Source organism: Micromonospora sp. CPCC 205739 (genome assembly GCF_036906795.1).
Lineage (GTDB): Bacteria > Actinomycetota > Actinomycetes > Mycobacteriales > Micromonosporaceae > Micromonospora.
This window is the reverse complement of sequence record NZ_JBAKHS010000003.1, coordinates 14,639-39,745: the sequence shown is the minus strand read 5'-3', so window position 1 is coordinate 39,745 and position 25,107 is coordinate 14,639. Positions and strand designations below refer to the sequence as shown.

General features: G+C 74.0%; 24 protein-coding genes. 20 read left to right on the top strand and 4 right to left on the bottom strand.

The genetic code is table 11. The features are described from left to right. Positions 1-16: 16 nt before the first annotated feature. The 3 genes from V6U88_RS06310 to V6U88_RS06300 are packed head-to-tail and all read right to left on the bottom strand — an operon-like array spanning position 17 to position 1,555. Positions 17-601, bottom strand: a complete 585-nt coding sequence (locus V6U88_RS06310) for a PadR family transcriptional regulator (protein ID WP_334450673.1) — start codon at positions 599-601, stop codon at positions 17-19. 58 nt (positions 602-659) lie between these two features. After that, a complete protein-coding gene (locus V6U88_RS06305; protein WP_334450671.1) occupies positions 660-1,109 on the bottom strand; it encodes a ferritin-like domain-containing protein in 450 nt (149 codons plus the stop codon). After that, positions 1,106-1,555, bottom strand: coding sequence for a hypothetical protein (locus V6U88_RS06300; RefSeq protein WP_334450670.1), 450 nt, complete (start codon positions 1,553-1,555; stop codon positions 1,106-1,108). Before V6U88_RS06300 ends, V6U88_RS06305 begins: the two co-directional genes overlap by 4 nt. 231 nt (positions 1,556-1,786) lie before the next feature. Here V6U88_RS06300 and rimP point away from each other — a divergent pair, with 231 nt between their 5' ends. From rimP to V6U88_RS06205, 18 genes are all read left to right on the top strand, one after another. Further along, positions 1,787-2,503, top strand: a complete 717-nt coding sequence (rimP, locus tag V6U88_RS06295) for a ribosome maturation factor RimP (protein ID WP_334450668.1) — start codon at positions 1,787-1,789, stop codon at positions 2,501-2,503. Beyond that, positions 2,500-3,543, top strand: coding sequence for a transcription termination factor NusA (gene nusA, locus V6U88_RS06290; RefSeq protein WP_334450667.1), 1,044 nt, complete (start codon positions 2,500-2,502; stop codon positions 3,541-3,543). Before rimP ends, nusA begins: the two co-directional genes overlap by 4 nt. A gap of 16 nt (positions 3,544-3,559) precedes the next feature. Next, complete coding sequence (locus tag V6U88_RS06285; RefSeq protein WP_334450666.1) at positions 3,560-3,892, top strand: YlxR family protein; 333 nt, start codon at positions 3,560-3,562, stop codon at positions 3,890-3,892. 93 nt (positions 3,893-3,985) lie between these two features. Continuing rightward, positions 3,986-6,988, top strand: coding sequence for a translation initiation factor IF-2 (gene infB / locus V6U88_RS06275; RefSeq protein ID WP_442934575.1), 3,003 nt, complete (start codon positions 3,986-3,988; stop codon positions 6,986-6,988). Positions 6,989-7,076: 88 nt separating this feature from the next. Continuing rightward, positions 7,077-7,370, top strand: coding sequence for a DUF503 domain-containing protein (locus tag V6U88_RS06270; protein WP_334450665.1), 294 nt, complete (start codon positions 7,077-7,079; stop codon positions 7,368-7,370). Positions 7,371-7,513: 143 nt separating this feature from the next. After that, positions 7,514-7,996, top strand: coding sequence for a 30S ribosome-binding factor RbfA (rbfA, locus tag V6U88_RS06265; RefSeq protein WP_334450664.1), 483 nt, complete (start codon positions 7,514-7,516; stop codon positions 7,994-7,996). A gap of 26 nt (positions 7,997-8,022) precedes the next feature. Further along, entirely contained in the window at positions 8,023-9,054 is a 1,032-nt protein-coding gene (locus tag V6U88_RS06260; RefSeq protein WP_334451242.1) for a DHH family phosphoesterase, read from the top strand. A gap of 65 nt (positions 9,055-9,119) precedes the next feature. Then, on the top strand, positions 9,120-9,527 hold the full coding sequence (locus V6U88_RS06255; RefSeq protein ID WP_334450663.1) for a hypothetical protein: 408 nt from the start codon (positions 9,120-9,122) through the stop codon (positions 9,525-9,527). Further along, complete coding sequence (locus V6U88_RS06250; RefSeq protein WP_334451240.1) at positions 9,527-9,736, top strand: DUF6186 family protein; 210 nt, start codon at positions 9,527-9,529, stop codon at positions 9,734-9,736. Before V6U88_RS06255 ends, V6U88_RS06250 begins: the two co-directional genes overlap by 1 nt. 478 nt (positions 9,737-10,214) lie before the next feature. Continuing rightward, positions 10,215-10,727, top strand: coding sequence for an AAA family ATPase (locus V6U88_RS06245; RefSeq protein ID WP_334450662.1), 513 nt, complete (start codon positions 10,215-10,217; stop codon positions 10,725-10,727). Positions 10,728-11,005: 278 nt separating this feature from the next. Continuing rightward, entirely contained in the window at positions 11,006-12,334 is a 1,329-nt protein-coding gene (locus V6U88_RS06240) for an MATE family efflux transporter (RefSeq protein WP_334450661.1), read from the top strand. Between the two features lie 89 nt (positions 12,335-12,423). Next, entirely contained in the window at positions 12,424-13,308 is an 885-nt protein-coding gene (gene truB / locus V6U88_RS06235) for a tRNA pseudouridine(55) synthase TruB (protein WP_334450659.1), read from the top strand. 77 nt (positions 13,309-13,385) lie between these two features. After that, positions 13,386-14,315, top strand: a complete 930-nt coding sequence (locus V6U88_RS06230; protein WP_334450657.1) for a bifunctional riboflavin kinase/FAD synthetase — start codon at positions 13,386-13,388, stop codon at positions 14,313-14,315. A 194-nt stretch (positions 14,316-14,509) separates the two neighbouring features. After that, positions 14,510-14,779: a 30S ribosomal protein S15 gene (rpsO, locus tag V6U88_RS06225; RefSeq protein ID WP_334450655.1), complete on the top strand. Its 270-nt coding sequence runs from the start codon at positions 14,510-14,512 to the stop codon at positions 14,777-14,779. 242 nt (positions 14,780-15,021) lie between these two features. Next, complete coding sequence (locus V6U88_RS06220; protein WP_334450653.1) at positions 15,022-17,418, top strand: polyribonucleotide nucleotidyltransferase; 2,397 nt, start codon at positions 15,022-15,024, stop codon at positions 17,416-17,418. Positions 17,419-17,470: 52 nt separating this feature from the next. Next, on the top strand, positions 17,471-18,883 hold the full coding sequence (locus V6U88_RS06215; RefSeq protein WP_442934574.1) for a M16 family metallopeptidase: 1,413 nt from the start codon (positions 17,471-17,473) through the stop codon (positions 18,881-18,883). 190 nt (positions 18,884-19,073) lie between these two features. Continuing rightward, positions 19,074-19,847 carry a 4-hydroxy-tetrahydrodipicolinate reductase gene (dapB, locus tag V6U88_RS06210; RefSeq protein ID WP_334450652.1) on the top strand — a complete coding sequence of 258 codons (774 nt, stop codon included), beginning with the start codon at positions 19,074-19,076 and terminating at the stop codon, positions 19,845-19,847. 105 nt (positions 19,848-19,952) lie between these two features. Further along, positions 19,953-20,423 (top strand): GNAT family N-acetyltransferase, encoded by a 471-nt coding sequence (locus V6U88_RS06205; protein WP_334450651.1) that lies wholly within the window; start codon positions 19,953-19,955, stop codon positions 20,421-20,423. Positions 20,424-20,473: 50 nt separating this feature from the next. On the opposite strand, the gene V6U88_RS06200 is transcribed toward V6U88_RS06205, so the two are convergent. Continuing rightward, the gene (locus V6U88_RS06200; protein WP_334450650.1) at positions 20,474-22,579 is read right to left on the bottom strand and encodes an amylo-alpha-1,6-glucosidase; all 2,106 of its coding nucleotides are present in this window, start codon (positions 22,577-22,579) and stop codon (positions 20,474-20,476) included. A 156-nt stretch (positions 22,580-22,735) separates the two neighbouring features. On the opposite strand from V6U88_RS06200, the gene V6U88_RS06195 reads away from it, so the two are divergent. After that, positions 22,736-23,782, top strand: coding sequence for a LacI family DNA-binding transcriptional regulator (locus V6U88_RS06195; protein ID WP_334450649.1), 1,047 nt, complete (start codon positions 22,736-22,738; stop codon positions 23,780-23,782). Between the two features lie 25 nt (positions 23,783-23,807). Next, complete coding sequence (locus V6U88_RS06190; protein ID WP_334450647.1) at positions 23,808-25,058, top strand: sugar ABC transporter substrate-binding protein; 1,251 nt, start codon at positions 23,808-23,810, stop codon at positions 25,056-25,058. Positions 25,059-25,107: the final 49 nt, after the last annotated feature.

The window sequence follows — 25,107 nt, the reverse complement described above, 5'->3', positions numbered from 1 at the left end:
TCGTGCCGGCCGCCGTTCACCGGTGGACCTCCTGGTCGTCGTGCTGCACCGCCCCGGGCCGCCCGGACGGGTCGGCGGGCGGGGCCGGGCGGTACCGGACCAGGCTCGTCTCGCAGTGGTCCAGCCAGCGGATCTCCGCCTCGGCCTGGAACACCATCGCGTCCAGCACCAGCCGCCAGGGCAGGTCCTCCGGCCGGTCGCTGGCGTACTTCAACCGGGTCAGCTCCTGCAGGGTGCGCATGGTCGCGCTGCGCTGGGTCTGCACCACGGACCGGACGTCGACGCCCGGGGTGGTCAGCGCCAGGGCCAGCTTGATGGAGAGCTCGTCGCGGGGCCGGTCGGCGCGGCTGATCGGGGTGGCGAACCAGAGCGCCAGGTCCGCCCGCCCGGCGTCGGTGATCTCGTACGGCCGCTGCCCGCCCTCGTGCTCGGGCAGTGAACGGACCAGGCCGTCGCGTTCCAGCCGGTTGAGGGTGGTGTAGACCTGCCCGATGTTCAGCGGCCAGGTCGAACCGGTCGACTCCTCGAACGCGGCCCGGAGCTGGTAGCCGTACATCTGGCCACGCTCGAGCAGGGCGAGCAGGCCGTGGCGGATGGACATGGCTCCGGAGTATGCATACCTGGTATGCGTACCGCAACCGGAACGGGGGTCGCCGCGCTCAGGCGGGCCGGCCGGGGAAGGCGATGGTGAGCGGCGACATCCGCGCCGTGCGCCGCCAGCGGGTGGCCCGCACGGCGCAGTCGGTCAACGCGTTCAACGCCCGGGTACGGTCCGCGCCGGTGGTGACCGGCAGTGCCGCCCGCCAGAACGCCGCCGTCCGCTCCTCGATCTCCACCGCCAGCCGCAGCGCGGCGGCCCGGTCGGTGACCGGGTAGGGCAGCGCGTAGCCGGCCCGGTCCGCCGGGACCTGACCACCGCCGGCGCTCAGTTGCAGCACCAGCGCGTCGCGCCGGGCCCGGTGCGCCGCCTCGGCCGCCCGGGCGTCGCGGCGGGCCGCGTCGGTGAGCCGCACCCCGATCGGGCCGTACGCGAAGATCGCCGCGTACTCCGCGGTCAGCGCCGCGGCCAGCGCCTGGGCGGGGTCGGCGGGGGCCTGTCGCCGGATCACTTCAGCACCTCCACGTGGGTGGCCCGGGCGGCGGCGATCGAGCCGAGCACCGCGGCCCGCTCGGCCGGCGCGGCGGCGCACGCCTTCGCGGCCGACTCCCGGCCGCGCTGTTCGGCCGCCCGCAGCCCGGCGAGCAACTCGTCCCGGTCGCCGGCCGGCCCGCTGGCGCCCGGGGCGGGGGACCCGGAGGGCACGGGGCGCCCGATCAGACGCTGGATCTCCTCGGCGTGCGCGGCGTGCGCGTCGGCGATCGGGGTGAGCCGGTCGGCCAGCCCCGGGTCGGCGGCCACGGCGGCCCGGTGCCGGGCGGCCAGCTCGCGCGCCTCGCCGGCCAGCGGCTCCAGCGGGTCGGGCGGCGGGGCCGGCTCGTCCCGGTCGAGAAGATCACAGCCAGTCAGCGGCAGGGTCGCGCCACCCGCCGTCAGAAGTGCCCCCGCGCGCAGCACGGTCCGCCGGGTTTGCCCCGGTCCGCCGCGGTGCGTAGTCGTTCTGCCCGTCGCCACCGGACAAGTCAACACCATCTCCGTCATCAGGTGGGCGACCGGCGTCGGTGCGCCGCCCGGCCCGCCGCCCGACCGGCGCGTTACGCTCTGCGCAGCCACCGGCGCGTTCGCCCCGGTGGCGTGTGGGTATGGCGAGCCACGGGGCCGCCGCACAACAGGAGAAGGGTGCGCCAGATGACGCAGCGTGGCCGTGCCACCAGGCCGACGGGGCCGACGGGACGACCCCGTCGTACCGACGGTCCCCGGGGCGGCGACCGTGCGGGCGCACCCCGGGGCGGCGACCTCGCCGCCCGGCGCAACCGGCTGCGCGAGGTGATCGAGCCCGTCGTCCAGGGCGTCGGGTACGACCTGGAGGACCTGTCGGTCTCCCGGGCCGGCCGGCGGCACGTCGTACGCGTGATCGTGGACGCCGACGGCGGGATCAACCTGGACGCCGTCGCGGACGTCTCCCGGGCGGTCTCGGCGGCGCTGGACGCGGCCGAGGAGGCCGGCGGCGACATCGTGGCCGGCGAGTACCAGCTGGAGGTCAGCTCCCCCGGCGTGGACCGGCCGCTCACCCTGCCCAGACACTGGCGGCGCAACGTGGGCCGCCTGGTCAAGGTGACCACCCGGGCCGGCGCGGGCCTGTCCGGGCAGCGCGGCGAGCAGCCCGCCGGGGACCGTCAGGTCACCGGCCGGGTGGTGGCGGCCGACGACGAGCGCGTGGTGCTGGAGACCGACTCCGGCCGCGCGGAGCACACGTACGCCGAGCTCGGCCCCGGCCGGGTGCAGGTCGAGTTCAGCCGCCTCGACGAGATCGACGAGGCGGACGAGACCGACGAGGCCGACGAGGCCGGCGACGACATTGACGACATCGACGACGAAGATGATGTGGAGGACGAGGAGAGGTGAACATCGACCTCGCGGCGCTGCGCGCACTCGAGCGCGAGCGGGAGATCCCGTTCGACACGATCCTCGCGGCGATCGAGACCGCGCTGCTGACCGCCTACCGGCACACCGACGGGGCCGAGCCGCACGCCCGGGTGGAGATCGACCGTAAGACCGGGGCCGCCCTGGTCTACGCCCAGGAGGTGGACTCCGACGGCACCGTGGTGCGGGAGTGGGACGACACCCCGCACGACTTCGGCCGGATCGCCGCCATGACCGCCAAGCAGGTGATCCTCCAGCGGCTGCGGGAGGCCACCGACGAGGTGCACTTCGGCGAGTACGTGGGTCGCGAGGGCGACCTGGTCACCGGCGTGGTGCAGGCGCACGAGGCGCGGGTCGAGAAGGGCATCGTCAGCGTCGACCTGGGCAAGCTGGAGGGTGTCCTGCCGCAGTCCGAGCAGGTGCCCGGCGAGAGCTACAACCACGGCGAGCGGATCCGCTGCGTCGTGGTGCACGTGGCCAAGGGGATGCGCGGCCCGCAGATCACCCTCTCCCGCTCGCACCCGGGGCTGGTCAAGAAGCTCTTCGCGCTGGAGGTGCCGGAGATCGCCGACGGCACGGTCGAGATCGGCGCGATCGCGCGTGAGGCAGGTCACCGTACGAAGATCGCGGTGCGCTCCACCACGCAGGGCGTCAACGCCAAGGGCGCCTGCATCGGCCCGATGGGCCAGCGGGTCCGCGCGGTGATGAGCGAGCTGCACGGCGAGAAGATCGACATCATCGACTGGTCGGACGACCCGGCGACCTTCGTCGGCAACGCGTTGTCGCCGGCCAAGGCGCTGCGGGTCGAGGTGGTCGACCTGGCCAGCCGGACCGCCCGGGTCACCGTGCCGGACTTCCAGCTCTCGCTGGCGATCGGGCGCGAGGGGCAGAACGCCCGGCTTGCTGCCCGACTGACCGGTTGGCGGATCGACATCCGGTCCGACGCGGAGCAGGCCAACCCGGCCGGCCGGGGCGGAGCTGATCACGTCCCGGAGCCGGGCGGCGCGATCTCGACCAGCTAGGGGTAGACTTCTTCCAGTGGTACGACGCGCGCAGCCGGAGCGCACCTGTGTGGGTTGCCGGAGACGTGCGCCGGCCAGCGAATTGCTGCGGATCGTCGCGGTCGGCGACGAGGCTGGTCACAGCCTCCGGCCCGATCCGGCTCGCAGGCTGCCGGGTCGGGGAGCGAACATGCACCCGGATCCGGCCTGCTTCGCGCTGGCGGTGCGGCGGCGCGCCTTCGGGCGTGCGCTGCGCATCACCGGGGTCCTCGACCACGGCGCCCTTGCGGAGCACCTCGATGCGCCAACCACTACGTCCGGTCAGCCCGACCGGGCGAGGGTCGCTAGCAAGGTAGGACGACCGACATGAGCACACGATGAAGTCCCTGAAATGACCAGGCTTCAAGTGCACGAGTGAGGTTGCTGCGGGTGCTGCCCGCACGACCTCGGAGTGAGGAGTGCAGTGGCAGGTAAGGCCCGCGTACACGAGCTTGCTAAGGAGCTCGGGGTCGAGAGCAAGACAGTGCTCGCCAAGCTGAAGGAAATGGGCGAGTTCGTGAAGTCCGCGTCCAGCACCGTCGAGGCGCCCGTCGCCCGACGGCTGCGTGGCGCTTTCGTCGCGTCCGCCGGTGGTTCCGCGGCGCCGGCCGCCCCGGCGGCGGCCGCCCCGAGCCCGGCACCGACCCCGACGCCGTCCCCGACCCCGGGTGCCCCCCGGGTCTCGGCCAAGCCGATGCCGCCCCGGCGGCCGGCCGCGCCGACCCCTGGACCGAAGCCCAAGGGCCCGGTCCCCGGCCCGCCGCAGCCGGCGACCCCGGTCGCCAAGCCGGCGAGCGCGCACGACATCGAGGTGGCCGCCGCCGAGGCGCGCGCTGCCGCGCTGAAGGCTGAGCAGGAGGCCGCGGTCAAGGCCGCGCAGGCCGCCCGCCAGCAGCAGCGTGAGAACGTTCGACGGGAGCCCCCGACCGAGGGTGGCCCCCGTCCGGGTCCGCGTCCCGGCCCGAACGCCGTGCCGCCGCGTCCGGGTACCCCGGCCGCCGGTCGTCCCGGCGCGCCGGCCCCGGGCCCGGGTGCCCGGCCGGGCGGTCGTCCGCCGGCGCGTGGCGCCGGTAACAACCCGTTCGGTATCCAGGGCGGACAGCAGCAGCGGCCCCCGGCCGCCGGTGGCCCCCGGCCGAGCCCGGCGGGTATGCCGCCGCGGCCCAGCCCGGCCTCCATGCCGCCCCGTCCCAGCCCGGCTTCCATGCCGAGTCAGCGCCCGACCACGGGTCGCCCCGGCGGCCCCGGTGCCGGTCGTGGCGGTCCCGGCGGCGGTGCCGGTCGTCCCGGTGGCGGTGGCGGCGGCTTCCGCGGCGGCCCCGGTGGCGGTGGCGGCGGTGGCGGCTTCCGTGGCGGCCCCGGTGGTGGCGCCGGCGGTGGCGGTGGCTACCGCGGTGGCCCCGGTGGCGGCGGTGGCGCTCCGGGCGGCGGTTTCCGTCCGGGTGCTCCGGCCGGCGGTGGCGGTCGTCCCGGTGCCGGTGGTCGTGGTCGTGGCGGCGGCGCCGCGGGTGCCTTCGGGCGTCCGGGTGGTCGGCCGACCCGCGGTCGCAAGTCGAAGAAGCAGCGCAGACAGGAGTTCGACAACCTGTCGGCTCCGACCATGAGCTCGGGTGCTCCCCGGGGTCAGGGTCAGGTCGTCCGGCTCTCCCGTGGCGCCTCGCTGTCGGACTTCGCCGACAAGATCAACGCCAACCCGGGTTCGCTGGTCCAGGAGATGTTCAACCTGGGCGAGATGGTCACCGCGACCCAGTCCTGCTCTGACGAGACCCTGCTGCTGCTGGGTGAGCACCTCGGTTTCGACGTGCAGATCGTCAGCCCGGAGGACGAGGACCGCGAGCTGCTCGCGCAGTTCAACATCGACCTCGACGCCGAGGTCGCGGAGGACCGCCTGGTCAGCCGTGCGCCGGTGGTGACCGTCATGGGTCACGTCGACCACGGTAAGACCAAGCTGCTCGACGCGATCCGCAAGGCGAACGTCGTGGCCGGCGAGGCCGGTGGCATCACCCAGCACATCGGTGCCTACCAGGTCCACGTCCCGCACGAGGGCGAGGACCGCGCGGTGACCTTCATCGACACCCCGGGTCACGAGGCGTTCACCGCCATGCGTGCCCGTGGTGCCCAGGTGACGGACATCGTGGTGCTGGTGGTCGCGGCCGACGACGGCGTGATGCCGCAGACGATCGAGGCGCTCAACCACGCCAAGGCGGCGGACGTGCCGATCGTGGTGGCGGTCAACAAGGTCGACAAGCCGGAGGCGAACCCGGACAAGGTCCGCCAGCAGCTGACCGAGTACGGCCTGGTCGCCGAGGAGTACGGCGGCGACACCATGTTCGTCAACGTGGCGGCGAAGCCGGGTATCGGCATCGACGACCTGCTCGAGGCGGTCCTGCTGACCGCCGACGCGTCGCTGGAGCTGACCGCTCCGATCGACGGGCCGGCGCAGGGTGTGGCCATCGAGGCGCACCTGGACAAGGGTCGCGGTGCGGTGGCGACGGTGCTGGTGCAGAAGGGCACCCTGCGGGCGGGCGACTCCATCGTCGCCGGTGGGGCGCACGGCCGGGTCCGGGCGATGCTCGACGAGAACGGCAACCAGGTCGCCGAGGCGGGTCCGGCTCGTCCGGTGCTGGTCCTCGGTCTGACCGCGGTGCCGGGCGCCGGCGACACCTTCCTCGCCGCGGCGGACGACCGTACGGTGCGGCAGATCGCCGAGCAGCGGCAGGCACGGCGGCGGGCGGCGTCCTTCGCCAACTCGCGCGGCCGGGCCACCCTCGAGACGCTCATGGAGCAGCTCAAGGAGGGCGAGAAGACCTCGCTCAACCTGGTGCTCAAGGGCGACGTCTCCGGTTCCGTGGAGGCCCTCGAGGACGCGCTGTTCAACCTCGACATCCCGGAGGAGGTCCAGCTCAGGATCATCCACCGGGGCGTGGGTGCGATCACCGAGAGCGACGTCATGCTCGCGAGCGCCTCGTCCGAGGCGGTCACGATCATCGGCTTCAACGTGCGGGCCGCCAACAAGGTCCGCGAGATCGCCGACCGCGAGGGCGTGGAGATCCGGTACTACACGGTCATCTACCAGGCCATCGAGGAGATCGACGCCGCGCTCAAGGGGCTGCTCAAGCCGGAGTACGAGGAGGTCGAGCTGGGCTCCGCGGAGATCCGCGACGTCTTCCGCTCGTCCAAGGTCGGCAACATCTCCGGCTGTATCGTCCGGTCCGGCATCATCCGCCGCAACGCCAAGGCGCGGCTGCTGCGGGACGGGGCGGTCGTGGCGGACAACCTCACGATCAGCTCCCTCAAGCGGTTCAAGGACGACGCGACGGAGGTCCGCGAGGGCTTCGAGTGTGGTCTGACGCTGGCCGGTTTCAACAACGTCCAGGTCGGCGACATCATCGAGACCTTCGAGATGCGGGAGAAGCCGCGCGCCTGATCCGGTGCTGACACAGTGATCAAGGGGTTTACGCCATCCGGCGTAAACCCCTTGATCATGTCTGGGGGTGTCCGTATCGTCCGAAGCGATGTACACGGGAACCGCGGTCTTCGACCTGCTGCTGCCGGGCGACTCACGGTCGCTCAAGGCCAAGAGATCATATGTCCGGCCCATCGTGGCGGCGCTGCGCCGCTTCGAGGTGTCGGTCGCCGAGGTGGGCGCGCTCGACCTGCACGGCCGGGCCGAGATCGGGGTGGCCGTGGTGGCCGCCGAGGCGTCCCACGTCCGTGAGGTGCTCGACTCCTGCGAGCGACTGGTGGCCGGCCGGCCCGAGGCGGAGCTGCTCTCGGTGCGCCGCCGGTTGCACGGCGAGGACGACTGACTCCGCCGGTGGCCGTCACCACCGGCGGTGCCGCGCGACCGGCCGGGCGGCGCGGGTAGTGTTCGGGGTGTTGGGCGGTCGGTCCCGGCGGTGCCCCGCGCCGTCGTACCGGCCGTGAGCAGAACGCCCTGGAGGTGGGGGAGATGACGGATCCGGCCAAGGTACGCCGGCACGCGGAGCGCATTCGCGAACTGGTCGCGTCGGTGGTGCGGAGCCAGATCAAGGACCCCCGGCTCGGGATGATCACCATCACCGACGCCCGGATCACCGCCGACCTGCGCGACGCCACGGTCTTCTACACGGTGCTCGGTGACGCGGCCGCGCAGGCCAGCACCGCCGCCGCGCTGGAGAGCGCGAAGGGCATGCTGCGCAGCACCGTCGGCAAGGCGCTCGGCCTGCGCCACTCGCCGACCCTGACCTTCGTCCTCGACGACGTGCAGGACCAGGTCAAGCACATCGACGACCTGCTCGCCGCGGCCCGCCAGTCCGACGCCGAGGTGCAGCGGCTGGCGGCCCAGGCCAAGTACGCGGGCGAGGCCCAGCCGTACCGGACCGAGGACGACGACGAGGACGAGGACGCCGAGGACGACGACGAGGGCACCCCGTCGGCCACGGACCGGCGGTGACCGGCACCCCGGGCGCGGCCGGCGACCTGCTCACCGGGCCGGTGCTCACCGGCCCCGACGAGTCCGACTGGGCCGCCGCCGTCGCGGCGGTACGCCGGCTGCCGGCCGACGCCCGGGTGCTGCTGATCTGTCACGTCAACCCGGACGGCGACGCGCTGGGCAGCATGCTCGGCTTCGGGCTCGGGCTGCGCCGGCTCGGCGTACGGAATCTCCAGGCGACCTTTCCCGGGCCGCCCGAGGTGCCCGAGCCGTTCCGCTGGCTGCCGGGGCTCGACCTGCTGGTGCCGGCGTCCGGGGCGTACCCGGATCCGGACCTGGTGGTCTGCTTCGACGCGGCGAGCGAGTCCCGGCTGGGTGAGCTGGTCGACCGCCTCGACACCGCCGGCGAGGCGCTGGTCCTCGACCACCACGCCTCGAACACCCGGTTCGGTCGGGTGCACCTGGTGGACCCGGCGGCCGCGGCCACCTCGGTCGTCGTCGACGAACTGCTCATTCGGCTCGACGTGCCGCTGGACGCGCAGATCGCCCAGTGCCTCTACGTCGCGCTGACCACCGACACCGGCTCGTTCCGGTTCGCGGCCACCACCCCCGCGGCGCACGAGCTGGCGGCGCGGTTGCTGGCCACCGGCATCGACCCGGGTGACATCTCCCGCCGGGTCTTCGACACCCGGCCGTTCGGCGCGGTCCGGCTCTTCGGCGAGGTGCTGGGCCGGGCCCGGCTGGAGCCGTCGGCCGCCGCCGGCCACGGGCTGGTCTGGACGTACGCCACCCTGGACGACCTGGCCCGGCACGACCAGCGGCCGTACGTGCTGGAGGCCCTGATCGACTCGGTGCGGTGCACGGCCGAGGCCGACGTGGCCTGCGTGCTCAAGCAGGTGGGCCCGGCCGAGTGGGCCGTCTCCATGCGCAGCAAGGGCGCGGTCGACGTGAGCGCGGTGGCGGTGGCGCTGGGCGGTGGCGGGCACCGCTTCGCCGCCGGATTCACCGGTGCGGGCAGCGCCGAGGACGTGGCAGGGTCCATCCGGGCGGAGCTGGACGGCGCGCTGATCATCGGCTGATCTCCGGGGCGCTCCCGCTGAGTGTTGGTCTTCCCGCGCTGCGTGAGCGCGGGGAGAATCGGAGGATGGAGCAGCCCCCCGAGCTCACCGTCGACCTGCCGCGCGTCTGGGACCGTCCGGTGGTCACGGTGCCGGTGCTGGCCTGCCTCTCGCTGGTCGGTGGGCAACTGCCGTCCTTCTCCGCGCAGGCGAACCTGTGGACCCTGGGCACCGGCGGCGCGCTGGTCTGGCTGGGGCTGGGCAACCGGGTGCCCCGCCGGCCGGCGCCGCGCCGGCTCGGACGCGGCGCCGTGTGGTGGGTGCTACCGGCGGCCGTCTTCGGCGTCTTCGAGGCGGCGACGTTCGTGGTCTCCGCCGGCAGCGAGTTCCCCACCTTCTCCCGGCTGGCGGACCCGCTGCTCGCCGACGAGCTGGTCCGCTCGGCCGCCTGGTTCGGCTGGCTGGCGGCCTTCTGGGGGCTGGTCCGGCGATGATGCGCACCCTGGCCATCGCCGGCTTCCTGGCCGCCCTGCTGCTCTTCGCGGCCGTCGAGTGGGCCGCACGCCGCCCGGGCTCGCGGGTGCCGTCGCTCGGTGACGTCTGCGCGTACGTGATGCGGTACGAGGTCGGGCCGGTGCCGGTGGGCCGGATCGGGGTGTTCGGCTTCTGGTGGTGGCTGGGCTGGCACTTCCTGGCCCGGTGAACGCGCCGCCGCCCATCTCGTCCAGATGGCGGGAACTCTGGGCAGCATGTGGAACTGAACGTTAACTTGGGAAAAGACCGGGCGCCGCGCCGCGACGCAGGTCGTGGGCGGTGGTGCCACACCCGGTGCCGCCTCCCTCCAGGGTCAGACCGACCCGGGCTCACGCTGCCAGGCGAGCCGCTCCGGTGATCCCGGACCGCCACCCGGCGCTCAGCAGGACCGCCCGTAGGGCCGCCGTTTCCCCGGTGGTCCGCGCCCTGGAAGGGAACTCCCATGCCGACCAAGCCCAAGCCCGAGACCACCGACGAGGCCCGCGAGCAGATGCGGCGCGCGCTGCAGACCTCGATGGACACCCGTCAGTGACGCTGCCCGACCGGCGGTGACGCCGCCGACGTTCCGCGTCGACGACGTCACCGCCCCTCGGCCCCGGCTCCGGTACGGGGCCTGAACCGGCCTCCGCTCCGGGTACCGTCCGGCGATGCGCCGCATCCTGGTCGTCGGCAGTTCGGGCGCCGGCAAGAGCACGCTCGCCCGAGCGGTTGCCCGCCGGCTCGACCTGCCGCTGATCCACCTCGACCGGCACTACTGGCGCCCCGGCTGGATCCCCGCCGACGAGACGGCCTTCCGGTCCGACGTCGCCGCGCTCGCCGCCGGCGAGCGCTGGGTGATGGACGGCAACTACGCCGCCACCCTCGATCTCCGCCTGCCCCGCGCCGACCTGCTGGTGCTGGTCGACCTGCCCTGGCCGCTCTGCCTCGCCCGGGTCGTCCGCCGCCGCTGGGACCGCCGCGCCGCCGACCGCCCCGACCTGCCCGCCGGCTGCCCCGAACGGCTCGACCTGGGCTTCCTGCGCTACATCTGGCGCTACCCCGGCCGGTCCCGGCCCCGGGTCTTCGCCGCGGTCGCCGCCCACGCGCCCCGGCTGCCGGTCGTCCGGCTGCGCAGTCGCCGCCAGGTCCGTCGCTGGCTCGACACCCTCCCGCCCCGCTGACCCACCGGACCTTCCCGTCCCGCCCCTGCCCCGCCCCTCGACACCGGTTTGCGGCGTGTCGGGGCGTCACCGCTCGAGGACACCCCGACACGCCGCAAACGGGGGCGGCGGCACCGGCCGCGTGTGCGGGGAGCGCCGCCGGGCGCCGGTACCACGTCGCGCCGCTCTGCTCCGCCGGGCTTGCGGCCCGGTCCGGTCCGGCCCGTCCGGGTGACCGTCCCGCGTAAGCGGTCAGAGGTATTGCGATCCTTACGGCGACCGTGCCAGGATCGGCGGCGATGAGTCAGTCCACCGCCACCACCACCACCGCCCTCGCGCCGGCGCGCAGGATCGCCACCCTCGCGCTGCCCGCGCTGGTGGTGCTCGCCGCCGAACCGCTCTACGTGCTGGTCGACACGGCCGTGGTCGGGCATCTCGGCCGGGTGCCGCTCGCCGCGCTGGCCGTGGGCGGCACCGTGATGACCCTCACCGCTTGGCTGGGCACCGTGCTCGCGTACGGGATCACCGGGCGGGCGGCCCGACGCTTCGGCTCCGGCGACCGGGCGGCGGCGGTGGCCGAAGGTGTGCAGGCCTCCTGGCTCGCCCTCGCGGCGGGCGTGCTCGTCGCGCTCGCCATGCAGGTCGGCGGCGGGGCGTTGGCGCGTACCCTCGCCGGGGGTGGGGACGACGTGGCCGGCGCGGCCGCGCAGTGGCTGCGGATCGCGGCCCTCGGCGCGCCCGGGCTGCTCCTCGCCGCCGCCGGCAACGGCTGGCTGCGCGGCATCCAGGACACCCGCCGGCCGCTGGTCTTCGTGCTCGCGCCCAACCTGCTCTCCGCGCTGCTCTGCCCGCTGCTGGTCTATCCCGCCGGGCTCGGCCTGGTCGGTTCGGCGGTCGCCAACGCGATCGCCCAGACCGTCTCCGGCGCGCTCTTCGCCGCGGCGCTGGTCCGCGAGCGGGTCTCCCTGCGGCCCCGGCCCCGGCTCATCCGGCAGCAGCTGGTGCTCAGCCGCGACCTGCTGGTCCGGGGCGTGGCGTTCCAGGCCAGCTTCCTCTCCGCCACCGCGGTCGCCGCGCGCTTCGGCGCCGCCGCCGTGGGCGCCCACCAGATCGCCCTGCAACTGTGGTTCTTCACCGCGCTGGTGCTCGACGCCCTCGCCATCGCCGCCCAGGCGCTCATCGGCGCCGCGCTCGGCGCCGGCGACGCCGCCGGGGCCCGGGCCCTGGCCCGCCGGTTCGCCCTGCTCGGCGGCGTCTGCGGCGTCGGCTTCGCGGTGCTGATCGCCGCCGGTGCCGGCGTCGTGCCGTCCTGGTTCAGCTCCGACCCGCAGGTACGCGAGCAGGCCATGGTGGCCTGGCCCTGGTTCGTGGCGATGCAGCCGCTGGCCGGGGTGGTCTTCGCCCTCGACGGTGTGCTGATCGGCGCCGGGGACGTGCGCTACCTGCGCAACCTCACCATCGTCGCGGCGCTCGGCGGCTTCCTGCCGGCGATCTGGCTGGCCCACGGGCTCGACCTGGGGCTCGGCGGGATCTGGGCCGGGCTGACGCTGTTCATCGTGATCCGGCTGGTCGCGCTGCTGCTGCGGCTGCGCTCCGGCGGGTGGGCGGTGGTCGGCGCGGTCCGCTGACCCGGCCGGCCAGGGTGCGGCAAATGCGGTGGCGGGATTGTGCCGTGCGGTGACGGCGCCCGCGACCCCGTCTGGCAGGCTTGGCGGTCGTGAGCGGTGACGGTCTGATCGTGGTGGACAAGCCGGGCGGCATGACGTCGCACGACGTGGTGGCGCGCATCCGCCGGCTGGCGAGGACCCGGCGGGTGGGGCACGGCGGCACCCTCGACCCGATGGCCACCGGCGTGCTGGTGATCGGGGTGGGCCGGGCGACCCGGCTGCTCACGTACGTCATCGGCGCGGGCAAGAGCTACACCGCCACGGTCCGGCTCGGGCAGGCCACCGTCACCGACGACGCCGAGGGCGACGTGATCGCCACCACCGCCGCCGGTCTGCTGACCGACGAGGCGGTCCGGGCGGCGTTCGCGGCGTTGGCCGGCGAGGTCGACCAGGTGCCGAGCGCGGTGAGCGCCATCAAGATCAACGGGCAGCGGGCGTACAAGCGGGTGCGCGAGGGGGAGAGCGTCGAGCTGCCCGCCCGGCGGGTCACCATCTCCCGCCTGGACGTGCTCGCGGTGCGCCGGGACACCCCCGACGTCCTCGACGTGGACATCGACGTGACCTGCTCGTCCGGGACGTACATCCGGGCCATCGCGCGGGACGCGGGCCTGGCGCTCGGGGTGGGTGGCCACCTGACCGCGCTGCGGCGCACCGCGGTGGGCGGCTTCAGCCTCGCCGAGGCCGCCACCCTCGACGAGCTGGAGCAGCGCGCGCCCGAGGTGGTCAACCTGCCGCTCGACGCGGCCGCCGACCGGTTCTTCCCGCGCCGGGAGGCCGGCCCGGACGAGGCGAAGGTGCTCAGCCACGGCGGGCCGCTCGACGCGGCCGGCATCGCCGGGCCGTACGCCGTCTTCGGTCCCGACGGCGGCTTGATCGCTATCGTCAGCGAGCGGGACGGCCGGGCCCGCGCGGAGATCGTGCTCGCGCCGGCCTGACGGCGGGGGCGGGTGCGCCGGCCGCGCGGCCGGCGCGGGTACCCGGCGAGGCCCGGGGGAAGCAGGGGAGGAGCGGCATGCAGCGGTGGCGGGGGTACGACGCGGCACCCGGTGGCTGGGGGCGTTCGGTCGTCACCATCGGCGTCTTCGACGGCGTGCACAAGGGGCACCAGGCGACCATCGGGCACGCCGTGGCCCGGGCCCGGGAGCTGGGCGTACGGTCCGTGGTGGTCACCTTCGACCCGCACCCGGCGGAGGTGGTGCGCCCCGGCTCGCACCCGGCGGTGCTCACCGAGCCGGCCCGCAAGGCGGAGCTGATCGAGGCCCTCGGCGTCGACGTGCTCTGCGTGGTGCCGTTCACCCCGGAGTTCTCCCGGCTGCCCGCCGAGGCGTTCGTGCACGACATCCTGGTCGAGCACCTGCACGCCGCGCTGGTGGTGGTGGGGGACAACTTCCGGTTCGGGCACCGGGCCGCCGGCGACGTGGCGCTGCTGGAACGGCTCGGCCGCACCTTCGGCTTCGGGGTGGAGGGCGCGCCGCTGGTGGCCGAGGCCGGCACGGTCTTCTCCTCGACGTACATCCGCTCCTGCGTCGACGCCGGCGACGTGGCCGCGGCTGCCGCCGCGCTCGGCCGCCCGCACCGGGTGGAGGGGGTGGTGGTCCGGGGCGACCAGCGCGGACGTGAGCTGGGTTACCCCACCGCCAACCTGCTCTGCCACCGGCACGCGGCGATCCCCGCCGACGGGGTGTACGCCGCCCGGCTGGTGCGCCGGGGGCAGCCCGAGCCCCTCGCGGCGGCGGTGTCGATCGGCACCAATCCGACCTTCTCCGGCCGGGAGCGGCGGGTGGAGGCGTACGCGCTGGACTTCTCCGGCGACCTGTACGGCGAGCGGCTGGCCCTGGACTTCGTCGCGCACCTGCGGGAGCAGCGCCGGTACGACGCGATCGAGCCCCTGGTGGCACAGATCGCCGAGGACGTCGAGCGGACCCGCCGGGCGCTCGGCTGACCGCGCCGCCCGCCGTGTCCCCGGCCCTTCGCCGGGCGGTACCGGGGTGAACTGGTAGTCTGGCGGAGACGTCGGCTGACCGACGTGGGGCCTCGCGTGCCTGCACGACGCCGCGGGTGCGAGGTACCGGTCCGTTCCGGTCTCCTGACCGGTCCGACGGACACCAGTGATCAACCCATCGAAACAGGGAGAACATGGCGCTCGACCAGGATGCCAAGGCCAAGATCCGCGCGGAGTACGCGACCGCCGAGGGCGACACCGGTTCGCCGGAGGTGCAGGTCGCGGTCCTCACCAAGCGGATCGCGGAACTCACCGAGCACCTGAAGGTGCACAAGCACGACCACCACAGCCGCCGTGGGCTGCTGCTGCTGGTCGGCCGTCGCCGCCGGTTGCTCAACTACGTCCAGAAGAAGGACATCAACCGCTACCGGTCGCTCATCGAGCGGCTCGGCCTGCGCCGATGACGTGACGGGGGAGTGGCCTGCGGCCGCTCCCCCGTTCTGGTACCACGGAAGAACCGCTCTGGTACCACAGAAGAACAGGGCCGCTCGACCACCCGAGAGGGAGCCGGTCAGCGTACCGGTCTCCGGTAGTGGCCTCCGGGCACGCCGGCATCACGCCGGCCACCCGGGCGCTTCGATCGAAGACCGGCCGTCTGAGCAGCTCCCGTGTCGTGGGCCCCCGACGCGAAGGAGCACGACAGCACATGACCGAGACCAACCTCGGCACCGAATCCCGCACCGCCGTGATCGACAACGGGTCCTTCGGCACCCGTGAGATCACCTTCTCCACCGGCCGGCTGGCCCGTCAGGCCGCCGGCTCGGTCGTCGCCCAGCTGGGCGAGACCGTGGTCCTCTCCGCCACCACCGCCGGCAAGCAGCCGAAGGAGCAGTTCGACTTCTTCCCGCTGACCGTCGACGTCGAGGAGCGGATGTACGCCGCGGGCCGGATCCCCGGCTCGTTCTTCCGCCGCGAGGGCCGCCCCAGCGAGGACGCCATCCTCACCTGCCGGCTGATCGACCGGCCGCTGCGCCCGTCGTTCGTCAAGGGCCTGCGCAACGAGGTCCAGGTCGTCGAGACCATCCTCGCGCTCGACCCGCAGCACCCGTACGACGTCGTGGCGATCAACGCCGCCTCGATGTCGACCAAGCTCTCCGGCCTGCCGTTCTCCGGCCCGATCGGGGCGACCCGGATGGCGCACGTGGACGGCCAGTGGGTCGCCTTCCCGACCATCGATGAGCTGGCCCGGGCCACCTTCGACATGGTGGTGGCCGGCCGCGCCCTGGCCGACGGCGACGTCGCGATCATGATGGTCGAGGCGGAGGCCACCGAGCACACCGTGGCGCTGGTCGCCGGCGGTGCCCCGGCCCCGACCGAGGAGGTCGTGGCCAGCGGCCTGGAGGCCGCCAAGCCGGCCATCCGCGAGCTGTGCCGGGCGCAGAGCGAGCTGGCCGAGGTGGCCGCCAAGCCGGTCGCCGAGTTCCCGGTCTTCCTGGACTACCAGGACGACGTGTACGGCGCGGTGGCCGAGCTGGCCCGCACCGACGTGGCCGAGGCGCTCACCATCGCCGGCAAGGCCGACCGCGAGCAGGCCCTGGACCGGGTCAAGGCCCGGGTCGCCGAGGAGCTCGGCGGTCGTTTCGAGGGCCGGGAGAAGGAGCTCAGCGCCGCCTTCCGGTCGCTGACCAAGTCCGAGGTCCGCAACCGGGTGCTGCGCGAGCAGATCCGCATCGACGGCCGCGGCCCGCGCGACATCCGCCCGCTGACCGCCGAGGTCGGCGTGCTGCCCCGGGTGCACGGCTCGGCGCTGTTCGAGCGGGGCGAGACCCAGATCCTGGGCGTCACCACGCTGAACATGCTGCGCATGGAGCAGTCGCTGGACACCCTCTCCCCGGAGAAGTCCAAGCGCTACATGCACAACTACAACTTCCCGCCGTACTCGACCGGTGAGACCGGCCGGGTCGGTTCGCCGAAGCGGCGCGAGATCGGCCACGGCGCCCTCGCCGAGCGGGCGCTGATCCCGGTGCTGCCGGCGCGCGAGGAGTTCCCGTACGCCATCCGGCAGGTCTCCGAGGCGCTCGGCTCCAACGGCTCCACCTCGATGGGTTCGGTCTGCGCCTCGACGCTGGGCCTGCTCAGCGCCGGTGTGCCGCTGAAGGCGCCGGTCGCCGGCATCGCCATGGGCCTCATCTCCGACGAGGTCGACGGCAAGACCCAGTACGTGACGCTGACCGACATCCTCGGCGCCGAGGACGCGTTCGGTGACATGGACTTCAAGGTCGCCGGCACCCGGGACTTCGTCACCGCGCTGCAGCTCGACACCAAGCTCGACGGCATCCCGTCGGACGTGCTGGCCGCCGCGCTGCAGCAGGCGCACGAGGCCCGGCAGACCATCCTCGACGTGATGCAGTCGGCGATCGAGGCTCCGGCCGAGATGTCGGACTACGCGCCGCGGGTCACCACGGTGAAGATCCCGGTCGACAAGATCGGCATGGTGATTGGCCCGAAGGGCCAGACCATCAACGCCATCCAGGACGAGACCGGCGCCGAGATCTCCATCGAGGACGACGGCACCATCTACGTCGGCGCGACCAACGGCCCGTCGGCCCAGGCCGCGGTGGACCGGATCAACGGCATCGCCAACCCGACCCTGCCGAAGGTCGGGGAGCGGTTCCTCGGCACGGTGGTCAAGACCGCCGCGTTCGGCGCGTTCGTCTCGCTGCTGCCGGGCCGCGACGGCCTGCTGCACATCTCCAAGGTGGGCGACGGCAAGCGGGTCGAGAAGGTCGAGGACTTCCTCAACGTCGGCGACAAGGTCGAGGTGGAGATCGCGGACATCGACGCCCGCGGCAAGATCTACCTGGACAAGGTCCGCCCGGAGGGCGCCGAGGAGCCGGCCGCCGCTGAGGCCGCCGGTGGCGAGCGTCCGGCCGGTCGCGGCGGTGACCGCGGCGGCGACCGGGGCCCGCGCGACCGCGGCGACCGTGGCGACCGGGGCGGCGACCGGGGCGGCCGTGCCCCGGAGCGCGGCGACCGGCCCCAGGGCAACGGCGAGGGTGGCGAGGGCGGCGAGCGTCCGCGCCGCCGGACCCGGCACAGCTGACCCAAAAGCACCACCGCACCACCCACCCCTCGTCAACTGAAAGCAGGTCTCCGTGAGTCGGGCCCAGCGGCTGTCTTTTCCTGCGGGTCGACGGGGGGTGGGGCCGTCTGGATCCGTCCGGCACGCCACCGGGACGCAACCCGGTCGCGCCGGGTCGGGCCGCGCGGTTACCCGCACGCTGAGTGACGACCCGCTGGGCGGCACGGTACGTCGTACCGTGCTGCCCAGCGGGTTGCGCGTGCTCACCGAGGCGATCCCGGCGATGCGCAGCGTCTCGTTCGGCATCTGGGTGGCGGTCGGCTCCCGGGACGAGACCGGCCCGCAGGCCGGGGCCGCGCACTTCCTGGAGCACCTGCTCTTCAAGGGCACCCACAAGCGCAGCGCGCTGGAGATCTCCTCGGGGATCGAGGCGGTGGGCGGCGAGACCAACGCCTTCACCACCAAGGAATACACCTGCTACTACGCCCGGGTGCTCGACGAGGACCTGCCGCTGGCGATCGACGTCATGTGCGACCTCGTCGCCGACTCGGTGCTCGAGGCGGCCGACGTGGAGACCGAGCGCGGCGTCATCCTCGAAGAGATCGCCATGCACGACGACGAGCCCGGCGACGAGGTGCACGACCTCTTCGCCCGCGCCGTCTACGGCGACCACCCCCTGGGCCGGCTGATCTCCGGCACCGAGGAGACGGTCACCCCGATGACCCGACGGCAGATCCAGAGCTTCTACCGGCGCCGCTACACCGCGCCGCAGATCGTCATCGCCGCCGCCGGCAACCTCGACCACGCCGCCGTGGTCAAGCTGGTCCGCCAGGCGCTGCGCGGCACTCCGCTGGACACCGACCCGGCCGCGCCGGCGCCCCACCGGTCGGCCACCCCGGCGGTACGCACCAGGCCGGCCACCACGCTCATCGAGCCGAAGGAATCCGAGCAGGCGCACGTCATCCTGGGCTGCCCCGGGATCGACCGCACCGACGAGCGGCGCTTCGCCCTCGGCGTGCTCAACAACGTCCTCGGCGGCGGCATGTCCAGCCGGCTGTTCCAGGAGATCCGCGAGCAGCGGGGCCTGGCCTACTCGGTCTACTCGTACGCCAGCCAGTACGCCGACAGCGGCATCTTCGCCGTCTACGCCGGCTGCGCCCCGGGCAAGGTCGACGAGGTGCTGGAGCTGACCCGTACCGAGCTGGCCCGGGTGGCCGCCGAGGGGATCACCGAGGCCGAGCTGGCCCGCGGCAAGGGGATGAGCAAGGGCTCGTTCGTGCTGGGCCTGGAGGACACCGGCTCGCGGATGAGCCGGCTGGCCAAGGGGGAGCTGCTCTACGGCGACCTGATGCCGGTGGACGAGCTGCTCACCCGGGTCGACGCGGTCACCCTGACGGACGTGAACACGCTCGCCGCCGAGCTGCTCACCCGGCCGATGTCCCTCGCGGTGGTCGGCCCGTTCGGCGAACACGACTTCTCCGCCTGACCCTCTGACCCGCCCGACCCGGCGCGGCCGCTGGCCCGCGCTGTGGTCCCGCCCCGCCTTGCGGCGTGTGGGGGTGTCGGCGCGGTGGGTGGGCCCGACATGCCGCAACCCGGAGTGGATCCTCGGCGTCCCGTGGGACGTGGGTGGTCCCGGCGAGTGACCGCGTCCCGATTGGGATAGGTTGTGCCGCGTGACTGACGAGCAGGAGAAGGGCCTGGACGAGCCGATCCGGGTCGGCGTGCTGGGTGCCCGGGGCCGGATGGGTGTCGAGGTGTGCAAGGCCGTCGACGCGGCCTCCGACATGGACCTGGTGGCGATGGTCGACCAGGGTGACTGGCTGTTCAACGCCTCCGACGCCGGTGCCGAGGTGGTCGTCGACTTCACCACGCCGGACGTCGTCATGGACAACCTGCACTGGTGCATCGACCAGGGCATCAGCGCGGTCGTGGGCACCACCGGCTTCACCGACCAGCGCATCGAGCGGGTGCGCGGCTGGCTGGAGCGCAAGCCCGGCGTCGGCGTGGTGATCGCCCCGAACTTCGGCATCGGCGCGGTGCTGATGATGCAGTTCGCCGCGCGGGCCGCCCGGCACTTCGAGTCCGTCGAGATCATCGAGCAGCACCACCCGCGCAAGCTCGACGCCCCCAGCGGCACCGCCACCCACACCGCCCGCCGGATCGCCCAGGCGCGCGCCGACGCCGGCCTCGGCCCCGCGCCGGACGCCACCTCCGACGAGGTGCCGGGCGCGCGCGGCGCCGACATCGACGGGGTACGCGTGCACGCCGTGCGCGCCACCGGGCTGGTCGCCCACCAGGAGGTGCTCTTCGGCACCACGGGCGAGACGCTGACCATCCGGCACGACTCGTACGACCGGGCGTCGTTCATGCCGGGCGTGCTGCTGGCCGTCCGCGCGGTGCGTACCCGCCCGGGCCTGACCATCGGCCTGGACTCGCTGCTCGACTGAGCGCCCGCCCGGCCGGCCCGTGCCGCGGGCCGGCCCGCGCCGGCCGGTGCGGCACCGGGCGAAACGGCTCGTCACCGGGTCCGGCCGGGACCTAGGCTGACCGTCATGATCGATTCTGGGCTACGTGACCGGGCCGGACGTCACATCACGCTGCGGCCGGTCGACGACGACAACTGGCGGGATGTCGCCGACGTGGCTCCCCGCGACGACCAGCGCGCCTGGGTGCCCGCCCTGGCCGCCCGCTACCTGGTGCTGACCATGCGCTCCGACGTGTGGACCTCGCTGGCCGTCTACGCCGACGAGACGGTGGTCGGACACGCCATGTGGGGTGTCGACGACGACGGCTCCCGCTGGATCGGCGGCATGGTGATCGCCGCCGACGAACAGGACCGGGGCGTCGGCCGGGCCACCGTCCGCACCCTGGCCGACTGGCTCGCCGCGCAGGACGGCGGCAGCGTGGTCCGCCTCTCGTACCACCCCGACAACACCCCGGCGGCCCGCCTCTACACCGCCCTCGGCTTCGCCCCGACCGGTGCCGTGGAGGACGACGAACTGGTCGCCGAGCTCACCTCCTGACCTCACCGGTCCTGAGATCGACGGCGCCGCCGACCTCAGGACCGGTCCGGTCACGTCCGGACGGCGGAGTCGGGCGCGCGGCGGGGGGAGGGGACGGCGGGGGTCAGGGTGAGGGTCGGCGGGAGGTTGGCGAGGGTGGCCTGGCCGGTGGCGTCGACGTGGACGTCGACGCGGGTGCCGGCGACGCGCAGGCCCTGGACGGAGACGGCGCCCAGCTCGGGACCGGCCAGGGGACGCAGGGCGACCCGACCGTTCGGCACGTCCGGGTGCAGCCCGGTCGCGGCGTGCAGGAGCAGCACCGCGGCCGCCGCCGACCAGGCCTGCGGCTGGCAGGCCGCCGGGTAAGGGACCGGCCGGCCGAGCAGCGTACGGTCGTCGCCGCCGTAGAGCTCGGGCAGCCGGTGGTCGAACGCCTCCGCCGCGCCGAGCAGCCCCTCCGCCAGGCCCAGCGCGGCCTCCCGGAAGCCGGCCCGGGCCAGCCCGGCGAGCACGATCGCGGTGTCGTGCGCCCAGATCGACCCGCAGTGGTACGACAGCGGGCTGAACCCGGCGTCGCCGGTGGACATGGTGCGCAGCCCGAACCCGCCGGCCAGCGCGTCGCCGGTGAGCAGGTGGGCGACCTGCGCCTCCTCCTCGCCGGAGAGCAGGCCGGTGCCGAGCAGGTGCCCGATGTTGCTGGTCAGCGAGTCGACGGGGCGCTTGTCCCGGTCCAGCGCCAGCGCCGGGTGCGGGCCCTGCGGGCCGTCCACCCAGAAGGCGGCGCGGAACCGGGTGGCGAGTGCGTCGGCGTACCCGCGCCAGCGGTCGGCGCCCGGGCGGCCGAACGCGTCGAGCAGGTCCGCCCCGCCGACCGCCGCCTGGTACGCGTACCCCTGCACCTCGGCCAGCACGATCGGCGGCGCGGCCAGCCGGCCGTCGCGGAACCGGACGGCGTCCCCGGAGTCCTTCCAGCCCTGGTTGGTCAGGCCGTGCCCGGTGGTGTCGACGTACTCGACCAGGCCGTCGCCGTCGGCGTCGGCATGCCCGTCGAGCCAGCCGAGCGCCGATTCCAGGTGCGGCAGCAGCGGCTCGATCTGGTCGGCGGGCAGTCCCCAGCGCCAGGCGTCGTGCAGCAGCGCCACCCAGAGCATGGTGGCGTCGACCGTCCCGTAGTACGCCGGCGGTAGCCGCAGCCCCTCGCCGAGCATGGCGAACTCGTGCCGGCGCAGCTCGTGCAGGATCTTGCCGGGCGCCTCACCGGTGGCCGGGTCGAGCCGGGCGCCCTGCCGGCGGGCGAGCACCCGCAGCGTCCCGGCGGCAAGTTCGGTGCCGAGCGGCAGCATCATCCGCGCCGCCCAGAGACTGTCCCGGCCGAACAGGGTGAGGAACCAGGGCACCCCGGCGCCGAGGAAGACGTCGGCGGGCGAGGCGGGTTCGGCCAGGCGCAGCCCGCGCAGGTCGTCCAGGGACCGGTCGAGCAGGCGGACCAGCCGCCGGTCGTCGGCCCGGACCACCGGCCGGGACCAGTTCGGCTCCCCGGTCGGGGCGGTCACCACGGCCCGGGGGTCGTCGACCCGCAGCCGCCAGCGCAGCGTCGCGATCCCGCCGGGGCCGAGGTCGACCGGCCAGGACAGCCGGGGCGCAGTGGCCCGGCCCGTGTCCACCCGGGCGCCCTCGCCGGTGACGGTCACCGTGATGCCGTCGGCGACCCAGCGCACCCCACCCGGCTGCCCGGTCCGGGCCTCGATCGGCGTGGCCGCGCCGCCGGACTTGACCACCTCGATCGGGGCCAGGTCGCAGCCGAGGTCGACGCTGACCGTGGCCCGCACCGGCACGGCGGCCGTCGAGACGACGCGGATCTCCTCGTCGACGCCGTGCGGGCCGGCCCGGCGGGTCCGTTCCACCCGCACGGTGGGATCCGCGCCGGGGTCGCCGAGCCAGCGGGCGAGGCCGACGAAGCGTGCGCCGTGCGGGCCGTCGGGGCCGTGGGCCAGCGCCTCCGGCTCCCGGTCGTCGATCCGCAGCTCCGCCCGGGACAACACCCGGGCGTCGGCGTGGAAGACCCCCTGGACGCCGGCCGGGCGGATCTGCCCGGCCCGGTCGCCCAGCGCGCTGGTCGGGGCGAGGACCACCCCGACCAGCTCGTGCAGCAGGGGTTGCAGCTGGCGTTCGGTCACGGTTGCGGCTCCAGGTCCTGAGGGGGCGGACGAACTCTTGACAAGCCGTCCGGGGCGGTGCAAAGTGCGAAACATTCCAGAAACTTGAACGATCTAATCCTGCCGTATCCGAATTGGATCGTTCAAGGCGGCGAGAGGCATCAAGTGTCCGAAAAGGTGACCATCGCGACGGTGGCCCGGCACGCGCAGGTCAGCCGGCAGACGGTGTCCAATGTGCTCAACTCGCCGCACGTCGTGCGGGAGGAGACCCGCCGGCGCGTGCAGGAGGCCATCGACACCCTCGGATATCGGGCCAGCCAGGCCGCCCGGCAGATGCGTACCGGCCGGTCCCGGCTGATCGCCGTCCGGATCGAGCCCACCCGCGACGGGATCAACGGCTCGGTGCTCGACCGCTTCCTGCACGGCCTCACCGAGACCGCCGAGGCGGCCGGCTACCGCGCGATGCTCTACACCGCCGCCGACGCCGCCGCCGAGATCGCCACCTTCGACGACCTGCTCAGCGCGTACGACCTGGACGGGTTCGTGCTCACCGGCACCGACCACGGCGACCCGCGTACCGCCTGGCTCGCCGAGCGGGGCGTGCCGTTCGTGACCTTCGGCCGGCCCTGGGACGACCCCGACGCCCACCCCTGGGTGGACGTCGACGGCGCCGCCGGAACGGCCCAGGCCACCGGCCACCTGCTCGCCGCCGGTCACCGCCGGATCGGCTTCATCGGCTGGCCCGCCGGCTCCGGCGTCGGCGACGACCGCCGCGCGGGCTGGCGGGAGGCCCTGCGGGCGGCGGGCGTGGACCCGACCGGGCTGGACCGGGAGGCGGTGGACGGCATCGCCGAGGGCGAGCGGCTCGCCGCCGACCTGCTCGCCGCCGCGTCGCCGCCGACCGCCCTGGTCTGCGCCAGCGACTCGCTCGCCCTGGGTGCCCTCCAGGCCGCCCGCGCCGCCGCGCCGAGCACCGGCCCGGCCGCCCGCACCGCCGCGCCGGCCACCGGCACGGCCGCCCACACCGCCGCGCCGGCCGTGCCGGTGATCGGCTTCGACGACACCCCGGTCGCCGCGGCGGTCGGCCTGACCAGCGTCAGCCAACCCCTGGGCGACGCCGCCGCCCGCTGCGTCGACCTGCTCACCGCGGTCCTCGACGGGCCCCCGCGGACCCCTGCCCCCGTGCTGCTCCAGCCCTCGCTGGTGCTGCGGCACACCGCCTGACACCGTCCCCCACCCAGGAGAAACGATGGCACCTCGAACCCTCACCCGCGCGGCGGTGGCCGGCCTCGCCGCCGTCGCGCTCCTCGGCTCCGCCGCCTGCGGCAGCGGCTTCGACGACGACCAGTCCGGCACCGCGCAGTCCAGCGGGCCGGCCAACCTCCAGATCCTGATCGGCTCCTCCGGCGACGCCGAGACCAAGGCGGTGCAGGACGCCGCCGCGAAGTGGGCCTCGTCGTCGGGCAACCAGGCCACCGTCACCCCGGCCCAGGACCTCACCCAGCAGCTCGGCCAGGCCCTGGCCGGCGGCACCCCGCCGGACGTCTTCTACGTCGACGCGGCCCGGTTCGCCGACTACGCCAGCGTCGGCGCTCTGGAGCCGTACGGCGACAAGATCAGCAACAAGGACGACTTCTACGAGAGCCTGCGCACCACGTTCACCTACGACGGCAAGCTGTACTGCGCGCCGAAGGACTTCTCCACGCTCGCCCTCCAGATCAACACCGACCTGTGGACGAAGGCCGGCCTGACCGACGCCGACGTCCCGACCAACTGGGACCAGCTCACCGCCACCGCCCGCAAGATCAAGGCGAAGGGGCAGGTGCCGCTGGCCCTCGGCGACACCCGGGACCGGATCGGCGCCTTCCTGGTGCAGAACGGCGGCTGGCTGCTCAGCGAGGACGGCAAGCAGCCCACCGCGGACACGGCGGAGAACCTGGCCGCCCTCACGTACGTGAAGTCGCTGATCACCGAGGGGCTGGCCCGGTACCCGAAGCAGCTCGACGCCGGCTGGTCCGGCGAGGCGTTCGGCAAGGGCAAGGCCGTGATGACCATCGAGGGCAACTGGATCAAGGGCGCGCTGCAGAACGACTTCCCGAACGTCAAGTACAAGGTGGTCGAGCTGCCCGCCGGCCCGAAGGGCAAGGGGACCCTCTCCTTCACCCAGTGCTGGGGCATCGCCGCCAAGAGCAAGTACAAGGAGCAGGCGGTCAAGTTCGTCGAGGCGATGACCGCCGGCGAGCAGCAGATCACCTTCGCCAAGGCCTTCGGCGTGATGCCGTCCCGCCAGTCCGTGCGCGAGCAGTACACGGCCGCGTTCCCGGCGGACAAGCCGTTCATCGACGGCGCCGAGTACGCCCAGGGCCCGGTGAACGCCCCGAAGATGGACAGCGTCGTCGGTGATCTGGACACCGGCCTGCAGGGGCTGGCCAACGGCGACCCGAAGACCATCCTCGGCAACTTCGACAAGAACGCCAAGACGGCGCTCGGCGGCAGCTGACGGGCCGGGGGCGCCGCCGCACCGGTGGCGCCCCCACGGCGAGTCGAAG

Excerpts from the sequence above, each read along its gene's own strand:
- V6U88_RS06310 (WP_334450673.1), bottom strand. The coding sequence starts at position 601 with ATGTCCATCCGCCACGGCCTGCTCGCCCTGCTCGAGCGTGGCCAGATG.
- rimP (WP_334450668.1), top strand. The coding sequence starts at position 1,787 with ATGACGCAGCGTGGCCGTGCCACCAGGCCGACGGGGCCGACGGGACGA.
- V6U88_RS06270 (WP_334450665.1), top strand. The coding sequence starts at position 7,077 with ATGTACACGGGAACCGCGGTCTTCGACCTGCTGCTGCCGGGCGACTCA.
- rbfA (WP_334450664.1), top strand. The coding sequence starts at position 7,514 with ATGACGGATCCGGCCAAGGTACGCCGGCACGCGGAGCGCATTCGCGAA.
- V6U88_RS06255 (WP_334450663.1), top strand. The coding sequence starts at position 9,120 with ATGGAGCAGCCCCCCGAGCTCACCGTCGACCTGCCGCGCGTCTGGGAC.
- V6U88_RS06250 (WP_334451240.1), top strand. The coding sequence starts at position 9,527 with ATGCGCACCCTGGCCATCGCCGGCTTCCTGGCCGCCCTGCTGCTCTTC.
- V6U88_RS06245 (WP_334450662.1), top strand. The coding sequence starts at position 10,215 with ATGCGCCGCATCCTGGTCGTCGGCAGTTCGGGCGCCGGCAAGAGCACG.
- V6U88_RS06240 (WP_334450661.1), top strand. The coding sequence starts at position 11,006 with ATGAGTCAGTCCACCGCCACCACCACCACCGCCCTCGCGCCGGCGCGC.
- V6U88_RS06230 (WP_334450657.1), top strand. The coding sequence starts at position 13,386 with ATGCAGCGGTGGCGGGGGTACGACGCGGCACCCGGTGGCTGGGGGCGT.
- rpsO (WP_334450655.1), top strand. The coding sequence starts at position 14,510 with ATGGCGCTCGACCAGGATGCCAAGGCCAAGATCCGCGCGGAGTACGCG.
- V6U88_RS06220 (WP_334450653.1), top strand. The coding sequence starts at position 15,022 with ATGACCGAGACCAACCTCGGCACCGAATCCCGCACCGCCGTGATCGAC.
- V6U88_RS06205 (WP_334450651.1), top strand. The coding sequence starts at position 19,953 with ATGATCGATTCTGGGCTACGTGACCGGGCCGGACGTCACATCACGCTG.
- V6U88_RS06190 (WP_334450647.1), top strand. The coding sequence starts at position 23,808 with ATGGCACCTCGAACCCTCACCCGCGCGGCGGTGGCCGGCCTCGCCGCC.